Below are 15015 nucleotides of genomic sequence, written 5' to 3'. Positions count from 1 at the left end.
CTATATCGTCGGCAGCACCGAAAACCGCTCCCCTTGCCGCCGCAGCTTCAGCATCTCGGGATTGCCGGCGTCGTCCTGTACCGCCTGGACCCGCGCCGATGACGGCCCTTGCCGGCAAGCCGAGACCATCGCCGTCACCGGCTCTGCAGGACCTGCGAAAACCGCCTCGACACGGCCGTCCCGGCGGTTGCGCACCCAGCCTTCGAGATCGCGCGCCCGCGCCGTATCGTCGACCCAGGCGCGATAGCCGACGCCCTGCACCCGGCCGCTTATCGTGACATGACGAATTGCATCGCTCATCTGTTCTTCAACCCGAGAAATTCGCCAGTGCGCGCCTTTACATCGGCATCGCGCATGGCCCGGCTGGTCAACTCGGCAGACGCAAGGCCGTTCAAATTTTTCGGCGAGGTTCCCTCACGCAACGCCTTCAGCGTCTGGTAGACGGCCTGCGTGGCGGCGGCGAATGGCGCGTGGCCCTGCAATGCGACCCGAACGCGCTGACCTCTGAGATAGTCGAGCGCAGTCATCTCCTCGGGCGCGCCGCCCAGCACGATCGGCAGTGTCGTGGCGGCGGAAATGGCTTCGAGCTCGCCCCGGCTCTTGATCCCGGTGAAGAACAGCGCATCGACGCCGGTCGTCTCATACGCCTTCGCCCGCGCAATCGCATCGTCAAGACCGGTGACGGATGCCGCGCCGGTGCGCCCCATCACAACCAGCGAGGGATCGCCGCGGCCATCGAGCGCGGCCTTCATCTTGCCAACGCCTTCCTCCAGCGAGATCAGTTGCGTTCCCGCCTGTCCGAATGCCGACGGCAACAGCGTGTCCTCGATCGTCAGCCCGGCAGCGCCCGCGGCTTCCAGTTCCTGCACCGTGCGGCGGACGTTGAGCGCGTTGCCATAGCCATGGTCGGCATCGACCAGCACCGGCAAGGCGGAGGCGCGCGACATCCGGCGCATCTGTTCGGCGAGTTCCGTCAACGTGATCAGTGCAATATCGGGATCGCCGAGCACGGCGAGCGAGGCGACCGATCCGCCGAACATCCCGAGCTCGAAACCGAGGTCTTCGGCAATGCGGATCGAGGTCGCGTCATAGACCGATCCCGGGCGGACACATGCGGAGCCGTTGAGAATGGCGCGGAGGGCTTCGCGGCGTTTGCGGAAGGACATCAGAGGCTCCTCATTCTTCATTGCGAGGAGCGATGCGACGAGGCAATCCATACTTCCTTCGCCGCGCCATGGATTGCTTCGCTGCGCTCGCAATGACGGGGTTGGATCTACGCAAACTCCAGAATCAACGCGTCCACCGCCAGCGTCGCGCCGGCAGCCGCATGAATCTTCTTCACCGTGCCATCGCGTTCGGCGCGCAGCACGTTCTGCATCTTCATCGCCTCGACCACGGCCAACGTCTCGCCGGACTTGACCTCCTGCCCTTCGCTCACGGCAATCGAGACGACGAGTCCAGGCATCGGGCACAACAGCTTCTTGCCGGAGTCGGCGGCCGAATTCACCGGCATCAGCCGGGCTGCGGCCGCCTCGCTTTCGGTGAAGACGTTGACCGCAACTTCAAAGCCCTGATGCGCCAGGCGGAAGCCGTTCGGAATAGCGCGCACCTGCATTGCCACGAAGTGGCCGTCGATCGTGCCCTGCCAGACCGGCTCGCCCGGCGTCCAGGTCGAAACCAGATTGTGCGGATTGCCAGGCAAACCGTCGGCGCCAATGAAACGCACGGCGATGCCATCGGCCTCGCGCGCCACGTCGAGGCCGATCTCCTCGCGGTCAAGCCACACCGCACGGCGGCGTTCGCGTTGCACCAGCCGGCCGGTCATCTGTCCTGAAATTTGCCGCTTGCGCTCGCCGAGCACATGATCGATCGCAGCTCCGACCGCTGCCAGCCGCCGCGCCACCTCGCCTTCGGGTGGACGCGCGGCAAAACCCTTCGGGAACTCCTCCGCAATGAAGCCGGTGGAAAGCTTGCCCTCGCGCCAGCGCGGATGGTTCATCAGAGCCGACAGGAACGGAATGTTATGGCGGATGCCATCAACATAAAACGCATCCAGCGCGGTCGACTGCGCCTCGATTGCCGCCGCCCGCGACGGCGCGTGCGTGACGAGCTTCGCGATCATCGGATCGTAATGGATCGAGATTTCGCCGCCTTCCTGCACGCCGGTGTCGTTACGGATGGTGACGCCGTCCTGGCTCGCTTCCGCCGGCGGGCGGTATTTCACCAGCCGGCCGATCGATGGCAGGAAGTTGCGGAATGGATCCTCGGCATAGACACGGGATTCCACCGCCCATCCGGTCAGCGTGACGTCCTTCTGCGCGATCGAAAGCTTTTCGCCCGCGGCAACCCGGATCATCTGCTCGACGAGATCGATGCCGGTGATCAGTTCGGTGACGGGATGCTCGACCTGCAGGCGGGTGTTCATCTCCAGGAAGTAGAAGCTCTTGTCCTGGCCGGCGACGAATTCGACGGTGCCGGCAGAATCGTAGTGGACGGCTTTTGCCAGCGCGACGGCCTGTTCGCCCATCTTGCGGCGGGTGGTCTCATCAAGCAGCGGCGACGGCGCCTCCTCGATGACTTTCTGGTTGCGGCGCTGGATCGAGCATTCGCGCTCGCCAAGATGGATCACGTTGCCATGCTTGTCGCCGAGCACCTGGATTTCGATGTGGCGGGGATCAACGATGAATTTCTCGATGAAGACGCGATCATCGCCGAACGAGGATCTTGCTTCGGCCTTGGCGAGATTGAAGCCTTCGGCGACTTCTTTCTGCGAATACGCGATCCGCATGCCCTTGCCGCCGCCGCCGGCGGACGCCTTGATCATCACGGGATAGCCGATCTCGTCGGCGATCTTCACCGCATGCTTTCCGTCCTCGATGACGCCGAGATGCCCGGGCACGGTCGAAACCTTGGCCTTGGCCGCCGCCTTCTTGGATTCGATCTTGTCGCCCATCGCGGCGATCGCGCTCGCGTTGGGACCGATGAAGACGATGCCCGCCTTGGCGAGCTCGCGAGGAAACGCCTCGCGCTCGGACAGAAAACCGTAACCGGGATGCACCGCCTCCGCACCGGTCTTGCGGCAGGCATCGATGATCCGATCGATCAAAAGATAACTCTCGGCCGCCGCCGGCGGGCCGATCAGCACAGCCTCATCGGCCATCTCGACGTGAAGCGCATCGCGGTCAGCCTCGGAATACACCGCGACCGTCTCGATCCCCATCCGCCGCGCAGTCTTGATGACCCGGCAGGCGATCTCGCCGCGATTTGCGATCAGAATTCTCTTGAACATGTTCTTCTTGCTTGAGCTCTAGGCAGGATCCTCCCCCGCAATGGAATACGGGACGCGGGGTAACCCACCCGTCGTACAGCAAAAATCGATGGAGGCAACGGTCTCGTATCGGCCTCGCCACGGCGGCCTATCGCTCGTCACCCGGAATAGGAGTTGAATCGCCCCCGCGCATAAGCGTGGGATACCGCCTTCATCAGCTCGGCGACCTCGGATTCCAGATATTCGTTGGCCACGATCAGCGCCCGGATTGTCGCCCTCATGTCGCCGCCGCAAGCGGAAATAGCCTGATCTACAGCGGTTTCCAGCTCGTCGCCCGCTTCGGACTTCGGCTGTGAAGAGGACGACATGGCAGCATTCCGTGTTGAGCGACGCTGCATATGTTCTTATTTCGTTCTAGCACGAAGTCAATGGCCCGCCATTCGAGGTGGTAGCTTAACGCATTGATCTTTTTCCCCAGCCCTGGCCACCAACAATTAGCGCCAGCGTCTTGGTTCAATCACGCCGCCTTATGCTAGAAGGCGCAGCGGTGTGCGGAATTGATTGAAATGAAACAGATGCGGTTACGAATCCTTCTGGTTGCGGCGTTGCTGTCGATCCTCCTTCCAGCCAGCCCGAGTTCGGCAGCTACCGCCATCGTCCGGGATGGCAACACGCTTCAACTGGGCAATGTCATCTATCGCCTTCTCGAGATCGATGCCCCACCGGTCGATCAACTTTGCATCGACGAGCATGCCGACGTGTGGACATGCGGGATTGAGGCGCGCGCCCAACTGACCGGGCTGATCGACGGCAAACAGGTTCGCTGCGATGACCTGGGCATCGATCCGATGAACAAGAAACGACACATCGGCGCATGCAAAATCGAGGGCGACACGACCAGCCTGAGCGAATTGATGATCCGCAAGGGATTCGCCGTCGCTGTTGACGCTGCGTCAAGCAAGTACCAGCGGGAACAAGGCCGCGCCATGGAAGAGCGTCAGGGACTGTGGAAAGGGTGCATTGTCGAGCCGCAACACTTCCGCTCCGGACTGAAGGACGGCCCTGCCCTGCTCGGCGCCGCGTGCCGCGCCGATCGCGACCGCGAAATCCGCGAGGCCCTGTTCCCGGAGGAACTCGTGATGCCAGCGGGCTGCAATATCAAAGGAAAGCGCGCCGTTCGAGCACGCGTCACCGGGAACGTCGGCATCTACCATCTGCAGGCATGCCGTTCCTACCCGGGATTGAAGCCGGACCGCTGGTTCTGTTCCGAGGAAGATGCGCAAGCCGCCGGGTTCCGCAGGGCCTATAACTGCCGGTCAGCCACCAAGAGCAAATGAAGCTGGAAAGTCGGCCGCTTCTTGTGTGAAAGTGCCAGCAGAGGTTGCCGGCACGCATGACCCCTTCCGACACGACGAACGTCCTTCCCGAAACTGCCGCCGCCGAACGCCTGCGGCAACACCTGCAGGAAATCGCGAGCGAGCGCGACAGAGCCCATCGTGCCTTGCAGGAGCGCGAAGCCGAGCTGGCGCGGATTCAGCGCATCGCCGGCGTCGGCGGTCTCGAAATCGATTTCCGTGACGGCGTCAAGAACCGCCGATCCCCCGAATATCTTCTGGTTCACGGTTTGCCGCCCGAAGCGGCCAACGAGACCTACGAGGAATGGGTCAGCCGAATCCATCCCGAGGATCGCGAGCGGACGGTCCAACACCTGTTCGGCATATTGAAGAGCCAAAGCGAGGATTACTCGGCGGAATATCGCATCATACGGCCGAATGACGGCGCGATCCGTTGGATCCGCGTCGTCGCCAAGATCGAGCGCGAAGCCGACGGCCGCGCGCTGCGACTGGTCGGCGCCGATCTCGACGTCACCCCGCAAATGCTGGCGCAGGCGACTTTACGTGAAAGCGAGGAGCGCTTCCGCCTGATCGCCGACAGCGCGCCGGTGCCGATCTGGGTTACCAAGCTCGACCGCACGCGTTCCTTCGCCAACCAAGCCTATCTCGATTTCCTCGGGCTGCCATTCGACCAAGCCATCGTGTTCGACTGGCGCAAGCGGCTACACCCGGACGACATGTCGCGCGTCGTGCAGGAATCGATCGCAGGCGAGGCCTCGCTGAAGCCGTTCGTGCTCGAGGCCCGTTATCAGCGCGCCGACGGTGAATGGCGGTGGCTGCGCTCGGAATCCCAGCCGCGCTGGGATCCGACCGGCAATCACATCGGCTTCATCGGCGTCGCCCACGACATCACGGCAGCCAAGCAGGCCGAGCACGATTTGCGCCGGCTGAACGAGATCCTCGAATTGAAGATCACCGAGCGAACGGCGCAACTCGAATCCAGCGAAGCCCAGATGCGGGCGATATTCGAGACCAGCCATCAATACCAGGCGCTGCTCAATCAGCACGGCGACGTGCTCTATGCCAACAGGACAGCGCTGGCCGGCATCCGCACTGATGCCAGCGCGGTGGCCGGCCGACCGTTCTGGGAAACGCCCTGGTTCACAGCGACACCAGGCATGCGCGACACCGTCCACAACGCCTTCATCGACGTGATGCGAGGCGACGAGGTCAAGACCGAGATGCTGCTGCATCTGCCGATCGGCGACCGCTATTTCGACTTCGCGATGCGCCCGCTGCACGACCGCCACGGCACGGTCATCGGTGCAGTGCCGGAGGCCATCGACGTCACCGAGCGCCGCCAGGGTGAAGAAGCGCTGCGCCAGTCGCAGAAGATGGAAGCGGTCGGACAATTGACCGGCGGCGTGGCGCACGATTTCAACAATCTCTTGACCATCATCCGCTCCGCGACCGATTTCCTGCGCCGCCGCGAGTTGCCGGAAGAGCGGCGCCGGCGCTACATCGACGCGATCGGCGAGACCGTGGAGCGCGCCTCCAAGCTGACCGGACAGCTACTGGCATTCGCGCGCAGGCAGCCGCTGAAGCCGCAGGTCTTCAATGTCGGCACCCAGGTCGAATCCGTCGTGCAGTTGATCCGTCCCCTCGTCGGCGCCCGGATCAGGATCGATGTCGACATTGCCGATCTCAACTGCTTCGCCATTGCCGACGTCGCGCAGTTCGAGACCGCGCTGATGAATCTCGCCGTCAATAGCCGCGATGCCATGGACAGCGAGGGACGGTTGACCATCCAGGTCTGCAAAGTGGAGGCCATTCCGCCGCTGCGCGCGCAGCCCGCCCGCAGCGGCGACTTCGTCGCCGTCACCGTCACCGATACCGGCATCGGCATTCCGCCTGCCCTGCTCGAGACGATCTTTGAGCCGTTCTTCACCACCAAGGAAGTCGGCAAGGGCACCGGCCTCGGGCTCAGCCAAGCGTTTGGCTTTGCCAAGCAGTCCGACGGCGACATTGCGGTCGCAAGCGAGCCCGGCCAGGGCGCGACGTTTACGATCTACTTGCCGCAGGCCCCGATGCCGGCCGACGCCGTCGAGGCTGCCGCGACCGGCAGCGAACCCGCCGCGCGCGGCCGCGGCTACCGCGTGCTCGTGGTCGAGGACAATGACGATGTCGGGCAGTTCTCCACTGAACTGTTGGAAGATCTCGGCTACACGGTGCGCCGCGTCGCCAGCGCGGATGCCGCGCTCGCGATCCTGGCCGAGGACGAGTTCTCCGCCGATCTGGTGTTTTCCGACGTCATCATGCCCGGGATGAACGGCGTCGAGCTCGCCGGCCTGATCCGCGAGCGCTATCCCGGACTGCCCGTGGTTTTGACCAGCGGCTACAGCAACGTGCTCGCAGAGAGCGCCCACCGCGGCTTCGAGCTGATCCAGAAACCCTATTCGGTGGAATTGCTGTCGCGGATTCTCAGGAAGGCTATTTCCGAGGCACGTCCGCAGGCATGATCTAAAGAGGAACCTGTCACGCCGCCGCCTCGACACCGGCCTCCCCCGACGCCACAGCGCGCGAATTTCTTGCGCCGGACGCGCCGCGCTGAACAGATAGCCCTGCATCTGCGTGCACCCGAGATTCTGTACGGTCTCACGCTGCTGCAGCATCTCGACGCCTTCCGCCGTGGTGATCATGTTGCGGTCGGCGGCGATGCTGACCACCGCGCGGATGATCGAGGCCGATGAGGAATTGCACGTCACTTCCTTGACGAAAGAACGATCAATCTTGATCTTGTCGAACGGAAAGCGCTGCAAATATTGCAGCGACGAATAGCCGGTCCCGAAATCGTCGAGCGCGATGTGAATACCGAGCGCGCGGAGCTGGTCAGCGTCGCCAGCGCGGCGTCGTCGTCCGCGATCAGGACGGCTTCGGTGATCTCCAGCTCCAACCGGCGGGGGTCGAGCCCGCTCTCAGTGAGCGCCGCGGCGACTTTCAGCGACAATGTTTCCGAGCGAAACTGCACCGGCGAGACGTTGACGGCGATGCGGATATGGGCCGCCGTTGCGGCCGACGATCTTGCGCGCGGTGGTCCAGTTCTTCGTCACCTTGCTGACGACCGGTTCGACGATCACGTCGGACGTCGGCCGTCCCGACGTGAACTCCTTAAAGTACTGGCGATCCGCGATGCTCACGTCGGGCACCGGCCACATCTCAGAGGAATTGATCAGCCATCCCTTGGCATTCCACAGGTTCAGCGCACCGACATGCGGCAGCGTTAGAAGTTTTGCGCGCAGCATCTCGTGCGCGCTTAAGCTCGACATTCTCTGTTCGAACTCAGCCGACGTATCTATTCCGTCGGCATACATGCCGCCGATGACGTCCTCGTGCACGTGCTGGAGATCGCTCAGTTGCTGGTCGAAATGCCGCGACAGCAACAGCGCGCTATTGTTGAGTTCGCGCTCGGCCACTTCAAGCGCCCGCTCGCGGTATTGCATGGCAAAATAGCCGGTGCCGAGCATGATGGCGAGCACGATGCCCGCGGCGCTCAGGATCAGCCACTGGATCGCGCTCAGCCTCATTCGCCACGGCGCGCCGGCCTCAAACAGCGGCCGGCTCCCCCGCGATCATGTCTTGCGATGAATTGTTCAGCATTTTCGCCGCCCCCACAGCAGCTTGTTGTAGGGAACACCACCCAAAAGGGCGTTAGCAAAATCAGTTATCGCAAGGTTAAGGCGAGCACGGAATCAGGCGCTTTCCGCCATCTCCGCTTCCTTGAGGCTGCACTCGATCAGTGCCCCGTCGATCGTGAACTCCGAGAACAGCGAGCCGGGCGTCGACGCCCGCAACGCCGCGAAATACTGCGCATCTCCCGGGCTCTTCAGAAAGAAGCGGATGTGGCTGGCGGTCATCGTGTCCCGCGACAGCCATACGATGCCGGAGAACAGCGCCACCATCATCTGGGCGTATTGGCCGGCTTCAGCGATTCCCAGCTCGTAGATCGGAGACACGACGATGAAGCGCGCGCGCAGGATGGGGTTCGGAAACTTGCTCATCATCAGGCGGCTCACCTGGCAGGCCGCATGAACCCGTTCACCGTCGGAAAGGCAGTAAAGGTTGGGGTTGTCACCGTCCTTGGTCAGGGCGTCATAGGCGGAGAAACTTCCGGTCGAAAAGGTCGAAAAGTCCTCGCTGACGCTTTCGGCGTCTTTCTTCCACTGGCCCTTGATCGATCGCCAGGACCTGTCCGGCTCTTTCATCGGCAGAAGGCGCATGACTAACCAGGGGTTAATGCAATCGTTGATGCGGATATTTTACGGGCAGCCGCTAAACGTTTGCTTACGCCGGGGCTAATCGCACAAATATTTGTGGTAAGATGACTACCTTAGCGAGCGTTCTGCTACGGCACTTCTCTCCGGTACCGGCCGCGGTGCGGCCACTGAAATCGCCGGAACCGGGGCGTCGCAGGAACGATCAGACGCACCTCGGGTTTTCCCGTACCGGCGTTTCCTCCCCCCGCAACGTCGAGACTTGAGCCCCGCTGAAAATCCCATGGACGGGGTTGGTGGGGCTCTTTTTCCGAGGAGATACGGGCTTACAATGGCGCTGTTTCGTGTCCGACCCACCCAAACCGACATCGAGATCGCAGACGCGATTTCTCGGCACACGAATCCCAAGGTCGAGACGGCGTCCCAGGTCCTTAGTTGGGGAGCAGACGAACATCTTCTTTGCGCGCTGGCCGCCGGCTGGTGGCTCTACTGCAGGCATCGAGACGCGCAGCATCGCACCGACAGCAACCATATCCTGCTCACGACGGTCGCTGTTACCCTTCTGCCGCATCTACTGAAGTCCATCTTCGACCAGAAGCGTCCCGACCGCATGGTGGTTCGCGGGCACTTGCATGGCGTTCCGTTTTCAGGAAAGCCTCTAGACGCGTTTCCATCCGGCCATGCCATGCATGTCGGGGCGCTGGCGTCGGCGGCTATGGTGCTGTCGCCCGCGAAACGCAACCTGGCCTGGTCGATCGGCGCCGGCTTGGCCCTGACGCGGATCGTTCTATTGGCGCACTGGGCCAGCGACGTGGTCGCAGGTCTTGCGATAGGCGTAGCAGTCGAACGGCTGCTCAGGCGCTGGACGGGTTTTGGATTATCCCGCCGGAATGCCCGGCGCGTGCGGATGCCCAGCTAGCCAAAGGCCGGCGGCGCCCGGAAGAGAAACCTGCGCCGCCGGTCGGCCAGCCTTCAGCGCTATGCCGCGGCCTCGTAATTGACTGCCGTTTCCGCGATTTTGGTCAACGTCTCGTCGGTCTTCTTCTCTTCCACCAGCGTCTGATCGAGCAGCTTCAGAGCTTGCGGATTGTTGAGCTTGGCCGCCCAAGCCTTCAGGGTGCCGTAGCGTGAAATCTCGTAATGCTCGACGGCCTGGGCCGCGGCCAAGAGGCCGGCGTCGAGTGCAGGCGTGTCGGCATATTCTTCCATGATTTCCTTGCCTTCATCGATAATGCCTTCGATGGCATCGCATTTCTTGCCGCGCGCGGCCTTGCCGAGCAGTTCGAAGATCTTTTCCAGACGCTCGACCTGGCCCTCGGTCTCATCTTGATGCTTTTCGAACGCGGCGCGCAGCTTGTCAGAATTGGCGGCCCTCGCCATTTTCGGCAGCGCCTTCAGGATTTGCTTTTCGGCGTAGTAAATGTCCTTGAGCGCATCGAGAAACAAATCATTGAGGTCCTTCTCAGCCATGATGTCCTCCATTGTTGGCGGACAAACAACAGAGGATTGAATGCGATTGTTCCTAAGCCGCGCGACTTACCCGCTGCCGGCCGCAAGATCGATCAGCGCAAGCCCGAGCTCCGACCGCTTCTTTCGTCGAAGCATTGCCGGGACTTCGGTCAACACCACTTCGAGCGTCGGTCTCACCGTACCCGCTAGGAGGTGCCCGCCACGGGTCGAGCCGTCGGCGAGCCCCAGCACGATGTGGACATGGAGGCTTGGCTTGCCGTCATCGCCAACGGCGACGTCCCCGATCGCGCTCAAAACCTCGCATTGTTCGTTGACCTCGATCTTCCGATAGTTCTTCGAGGCGATGTCGAACCAGCCGACAGTGGCCCGTTCGAAGGCGCCGATCGCCGTCAGCGAGGCCGCGGAAATCCCTGATTCATTGGCGAAGCGGGTGAGCGCGGCAAACGCCTCCTCGCCCGCATCCAAGATGACGACATGGACCTGCGCCTGCTCGTCGGGCCCGACGCGTTTGCTTTTCATGGCTGACCTCGCATGCAACCAGGCGCCTGAGGCCTGCGAGACGATCTCGACGATTGCGCCCGCCTTCGTGGCCAGCTCGCGCGCCACTCCTGGTTCCGAATGTTCGAGACCATGCGTAGCAGAGCCGCGAGTCTCCTGCCGTTTAATTCCATAAGGATGCTTCCTGAGATTGAGCCGTTCCGGTCAACCGGTATCGGTCGGCATGGTTCCTCGAATGGTCCGGTTCGGCACCGTCTGGGAACCGAGGAATGACGGGATTGTTGGTGCGTGGAGGCCGTAAATGGATATTGAAAGCCGGTTGAAGACTGCCCTGGATGAATCGAGGCTCCTGATCCTTGGCGCTCAGGTGCTTTTCGGATTCCAATTCGAAGCGGTGTTCCAGGAGCGATTTCCTGACATCTCCGAGGAAAGCCGCATGATCCACAATGCGGGACTTGTGCTGATGCTGATCAGTGTCAGCCTGCTGATTGCGCCCTCGGTATTTCATCAGATCATCTTCCGGGGAGAAAGCCGACCTGGAGCGATCACCACGGCGACGATGCTAGCAGGCGCCAGCCTGCTGCCGCTTACGGTCGGCCTGGGAATCTCAGCGTACGTGATTTTCGAACACCTCTTTGGCCGGACCTTCGGTATCGTCGTCGGATCCTCATTCACCGCGATCGGCTTGGCCTTCCTGTACGGCCTCGGTTTCGCGTTGAGACAGGATAGGAAAAAGCAGATGGACGAAAAGCCCAAGAAGACTTCCTTGAAGTCAAAGATCGAACAGATGCTGACGGAAGCGCGGGTCATCATTCCCGGCGGCCAGGCGCTCCTCGGATTTCAACTGGTCGCAACGCTGACCAAGGCATTCAATGAGCTGCCCGCGCTGTTCAAATATATCCACTGCGCCGGACTATGTGCGGTGGCGTTCGCCGTTGTTCTGCTCATGACGCCCGCTGCGCTACACCGTCTCGCTTATCAGGGCGAAGACGACCCGGATTTCTTCAAGATCGGCTCTCGCCTGGTGATCGCGGGATCCATACCGCTGGCCATCGGAATATCCTCCGATGTCGCCGTCGTCTTCTTCAAGACGACCCAGAATACTCCGATTGCGTTGGCCGCCGGCGCCTGCGCGATGATTGCATTACTCGGCTTCTGGCTCGCTTATCCGATCTGGCACCGCGCCCGATATGCAAGCCACGAAGTGGCTGCTTGAAACATTGCCAGAGAGCAGATTTGCGGAACATATCCGGGGAACTGAAACCTCACATCCGTTTGAAATGGAGCGATCACGATATCGGAACGGCCGCTGACGGCGGTCGTTGGCCCGACGTCACAATAACGGAGAAGATTGATGAAGCTGAAGCTCCTGACAACAGCCGCAGTTCTTTCCACCGCGATCGCGGCGCCTGCGCTGGCGCAGGATAGTCACGGACGATCGGATTCGATCCGTCAGCCGCCGCAAACGCAGCAGCGGATGTATCACAATCACAGCGCCTTCTGGCCGGGTGAAGTAGCCGCGGGCGTGGTGGGCGGCGCGATCGGGACGGCGGGCGCGATTGCGACCGCGCCGTTCAGAAACAACGTTTACGCTTATAACGACGGCTACTATGGCCGGCGATACTATGGTGGCTATAATAGTAGTTTCGTCTGTCAGCCCGGAACGACATTCTGGGGCGACGACGGCCGCCGCCACATCTGTCAGTAAAACAGCAACGAACGGATTCCGAAATGGAGGCGGCCCGCGGGCCGCCTCTTTTCGTCCCTCGGGAGCACACCGACCTAGGCCTGCTTCCCGGGAGCCTTCTTCCCGGGCGGATCGCCGCCCCGGTCGACCCGGCTCACCCGCTGGGCGCGCTCCTTGTCGCGGGGCTGTTCCTGCCCGCGCTCGTCGCGCACAATGCCTTGGTCCTTGCTCCCGGCAGGCGGTGACTCAGGCTCGTCAGGCTCGGTCGCCTTGCGCTGCTGATCCTTGCCTTCCCGCACCAACAGCTCATCGCCGAGCATTTGCCCGATGATCTGTTTTGTCTGAGCCTCGGCTTTCTCGTGAAATTTGCTCATGGCAGCCTCCTGCCAGTGAAAACGGCGTCAGGCCCGCAATGTTTCCGCCTGTTCCATCGCTTGTTCCGGCCCTTGAGCCCGGTTCCAGTCAATGTAACAATTCTGTTGCAGAGAAAAATTAAACGAGGGCCGCGGCCAGCCCCACTCCGGCCGCGACTTCAAATCTTTGAATTGGGGAGAAGCCGATGCGCCGCACAATGGTGTTGCTGTCCGCTGGCCTGATGGGGCTGATTGCCAGTTCAGTGGCGGCGCAAAATTCGACGCCACGTAACCTGATCCTGTTCGTGCCGGACGGCTTGCGCGGGCGCATCGTGACGCCGCAGACCGCGCCCGCGATGGCTGAGCTGCGCGACAAGGGCGTCAATTTCCAGAACTCGCATTCGCTGTTTCCGACCTTTACGATGGCCAACGGCTCGGCGATGGCGAGCGGCCACTATCTCGGCGACACCGGCACCTTCAGCAACACGATCTACACCGGTCGCCCCGTCGCCCACGCCAACAACACCGTCACCCCGTTCCTCGAAGTCAATCCCGTCCTGCTCGAGGTCGACGAGCATTTCGGCGGCGACTATTTGAACGAAGAGACGCTTCTGAAGATGGCGCGCGAGAAAGGCTACAGCACCGCGGCCATCGGCAAGCACGGCCCGACCTTCATCTTCGACCACACCGACAAGGTCGGCACGGCGGGGTTGCATTCGATCATCATCGATGACGCCACCGGCGGCAAGAACGGCGTCCCGCTGTCGGATGAAATGAAGGAAGCGCTGGCCAAGGCGGGCCTGCCGCTGGAGACTCCATCGCGCGGCGAGAATGCCAAGGCCGGCGACGCCAAGACGCCGGGCACGACGACCGCCAATGTCGCGCAGCAAGCCTACATGGCCGATGTCGCAGCCAAGGTCGTGCTGCCGATGTTCAAGGCGCGCAATGAGCCGTTCGTGCTGGTGTTCTGGTCGCGCGATCCCGACGGCAGCCAGCACAACACCGGCGACAGCCTCAACACCATCACGCCCGGCATCAACGGACCGACGTCGATGGCGGGCATCAGGAACGCCGACAACAACCTCGCCCAGCTTCGCAAGGCGCTGGACGAGCTCGGCCTCGCCGCGTCGACCAATATCATCGTCTCCTCCGATCACGGCTTCTCGACGATTTCGAAGGAAAGCAAAACCAGCCCCGCGGCGAAGATCTCCTACGAGGATACACCGAAGGATTTCCTCCCGATGGGCTTCGTTGCGATCGATCTGGCGAAAGCGTTGAGCCTGCCGCTGTTCGATCCCAACGACAAGAATGCGCGCGTCGCCGACAACGCGCATCCCAAAGCGGGTAACGGCTTGATCGGGAACGATCCCGCAAAGCCGGATGTCGTGGTCGCAACCAATGGCGGATCGGACTTGATCTATATCCCGGCCAAGGATCGCAAGCTCGCGGAACGCGTCATCAAGGCGCTGCTGGAGCAGGATTACATTAGCGGCCTCTTTGTCGACGACGAACTTGGGAATTTCCCCGGCACGCTGCCGATGTCGCAGCTCGGCCTCAAGGGCAAAGCGGTCGTGCCGCATCCGTCGATCGTGGTCAACTTCCGCTCCTGGTCGTCCGGATGCGACGAGCCGACCAACTGCTCGGTGCAGATTGCCGACACCGTGCTGCGCCAGGGCCAGGGCATGCATGGCAGCTTCAGCCGCGGCGATACCCTAAACTTCATGGCGGCGATCGGGCCCGACTTCAAATCAGGCTATGTCGATCCCCTCCCCGTCAGCAACGCCGACGTCGGCGCCACCGCGGCCAAACTCTTGGGCCTCACGCAAAAAGCCAAGGGCAAGCTGATCGGCCGTGTCATGACCGAAGCACTGCCCAACGGCGCAACCCCGAAAGCCCATAGCGGCACCATTGCGTCAAAGCCGTCCGCAAGCGGCCTGCGCACCGTGCTGAATTTCCAGCGCGTCGGCTCGCAGCGCTATTTCGATGCGGCGGGTTTTCCGGGCCGCACGCTGGGGCTGGAAGCGGAAGGCGGCAAGCAGAAGACCGCGGGGAAGTAGACGAACTCGGATCGGCGCACGATTGGCGTAACCGAAAACGAAAACGGCGGGAATGACCCCGCCGTTTCGAAACCGAT

The 15015-nt window shown here is 62.1% G+C and carries 15 protein-coding genes and 1 pseudogene; 6 read left to right on the top strand and 10 right to left on the bottom strand.

Annotated elements, in window-relative coordinates; translation table 11 throughout:
• From HCN50_RS23660 to HCN50_RS23645, 4 genes are all read right to left on the bottom strand, one after another.
• A complete protein-coding gene (locus HCN50_RS23660; protein ID WP_171712305.1) occupies positions 1–300 on the bottom strand; it encodes an acylphosphatase in 300 nt (99 codons plus the stop codon).
• Positions 297–1166: an isocitrate lyase/PEP mutase family protein gene (locus HCN50_RS23655; protein WP_171712304.1), complete on the bottom strand. Its 870-nt coding sequence runs from the start codon at positions 1164–1166 to the stop codon at positions 297–299. Before HCN50_RS23655 ends, HCN50_RS23660 begins: the two co-directional genes overlap by 4 nt.
• 107 nt (positions 1167–1273) lie before the next feature.
• On the bottom strand, positions 1274–3289 hold the full coding sequence (locus tag HCN50_RS23650) for an acetyl-CoA carboxylase biotin carboxylase subunit (RefSeq protein WP_171712303.1): 2016 nt from the start codon (positions 3287–3289) through the stop codon (positions 1274–1276).
• 137 nt (positions 3290–3426) lie between these two features.
• Positions 3427–3636 (bottom strand): hypothetical protein, encoded by a 210-nt coding sequence (locus HCN50_RS23645; protein WP_171712302.1) that lies wholly within the window; start codon positions 3634–3636, stop codon positions 3427–3429.
• Positions 3637–3843: 207 nt separating this feature from the next.
• Between HCN50_RS23645 and HCN50_RS23640 the strand changes: the two genes are divergently transcribed.
• Positions 3844–4605 (top strand): thermonuclease family protein, encoded by a 762-nt coding sequence (locus HCN50_RS23640; protein WP_171712598.1) that lies wholly within the window; start codon positions 3844–3846, stop codon positions 4603–4605.
• A 56-nt stretch (positions 4606–4661) separates the two neighbouring features.
• Positions 4662–7121 carry a hybrid sensor histidine kinase/response regulator gene (locus tag HCN50_RS23635; RefSeq protein WP_376700314.1) on the top strand — a complete coding sequence of 820 codons (2460 nt, stop codon included), beginning with the start codon at positions 4662–4664 and terminating at the stop codon, positions 7119–7121.
• 51 nt (positions 7122–7172) lie between these two features.
• Here HCN50_RS23635 and HCN50_RS23630 read toward each other — a convergent pair.
• The 3 genes and pseudogenes from HCN50_RS23630 to HCN50_RS23620 all read right to left on the bottom strand — a co-directional run.
• Positions 7173–7678: pseudogene (locus HCN50_RS23630) on the bottom strand (EAL domain-containing protein); the annotation flags it as partial.
• Positions 7578–8186, bottom strand: coding sequence for a PDC sensor domain-containing protein (locus HCN50_RS23625; protein ID WP_171712300.1), 609 nt, complete (start codon positions 8184–8186; stop codon positions 7578–7580). The pseudogene HCN50_RS23630 and the gene HCN50_RS23625, both read right to left, overlap by 101 nt.
• 165 nt (positions 8187–8351) lie before the next feature.
• Positions 8352–8879, bottom strand: a complete 528-nt coding sequence (locus tag HCN50_RS23620; RefSeq protein ID WP_171712299.1) for a hypothetical protein — start codon at positions 8877–8879, stop codon at positions 8352–8354.
• A gap of 325 nt (positions 8880–9204) precedes the next feature.
• On the opposite strand from HCN50_RS23620, the gene HCN50_RS23615 reads away from it, so the two are divergent.
• On the top strand, positions 9205–9792 hold the full coding sequence (locus HCN50_RS23615) for a phosphatase PAP2 family protein (RefSeq protein ID WP_171712298.1): 588 nt from the start codon (positions 9205–9207) through the stop codon (positions 9790–9792).
• Between the two features lie 59 nt (positions 9793–9851).
• Here the strand turns inward: HCN50_RS23615 and HCN50_RS23610 are convergent, their stop codons facing one another.
• Positions 9852–10346, bottom strand: coding sequence for a YciE/YciF ferroxidase family protein (locus HCN50_RS23610; RefSeq protein ID WP_171712597.1), 495 nt, complete (start codon positions 10344–10346; stop codon positions 9852–9854).
• Between the two features lie 63 nt (positions 10347–10409).
• Positions 10410–10862: a PPC domain-containing DNA-binding protein gene (locus HCN50_RS23605; protein WP_171712297.1), complete on the bottom strand. Its 453-nt coding sequence runs from the start codon at positions 10860–10862 to the stop codon at positions 10410–10412.
• 280 nt (positions 10863–11142) lie between these two features.
• On the opposite strand from HCN50_RS23605, the gene HCN50_RS23600 reads away from it, so the two are divergent.
• Together HCN50_RS23600 and HCN50_RS23595 are read left to right on the top strand one after the other, a co-directional pair.
• Positions 11143–12057 carry a DUF6328 family protein gene (locus HCN50_RS23600; RefSeq protein ID WP_171712296.1) on the top strand — a complete coding sequence of 305 codons (915 nt, stop codon included), beginning with the start codon at positions 11143–11145 and terminating at the stop codon, positions 12055–12057.
• A 138-nt stretch (positions 12058–12195) separates the two neighbouring features.
• On the top strand, positions 12196–12549 hold the full coding sequence (locus HCN50_RS23595) for a hypothetical protein (protein WP_171712295.1): 354 nt from the start codon (positions 12196–12198) through the stop codon (positions 12547–12549).
• Positions 12550–12623: 74 nt separating this feature from the next.
• Here HCN50_RS23595 and HCN50_RS23590 read toward each other — a convergent pair whose 3' ends face one another.
• A complete protein-coding gene (locus HCN50_RS23590; RefSeq protein ID WP_171712294.1) occupies positions 12624–12902 on the bottom strand; it encodes a hypothetical protein in 279 nt (92 codons plus the stop codon).
• A 185-nt stretch (positions 12903–13087) separates the two neighbouring features.
• On the opposite strand from HCN50_RS23590, the gene HCN50_RS23585 reads away from it, so the two are divergent.
• Positions 13088–14938 carry an alkaline phosphatase family protein gene (locus HCN50_RS23585; protein ID WP_171712293.1) on the top strand — a complete coding sequence of 617 codons (1851 nt, stop codon included), beginning with the start codon at positions 13088–13090 and terminating at the stop codon, positions 14936–14938.
• Positions 14939–15015: the final 77 nt, after the last annotated feature.

It is taken from the genome of Bradyrhizobium archetypum (assembly GCF_013114835.1).
Taxonomy (GTDB): Bacteria; Pseudomonadota; Alphaproteobacteria; order Rhizobiales; family Xanthobacteraceae; genus Bradyrhizobium; species Bradyrhizobium archetypum.
The sequence above is the reverse complement of the archived record's forward strand: the minus strand, read 5'-3'. Positions and strand labels throughout refer to the sequence as shown.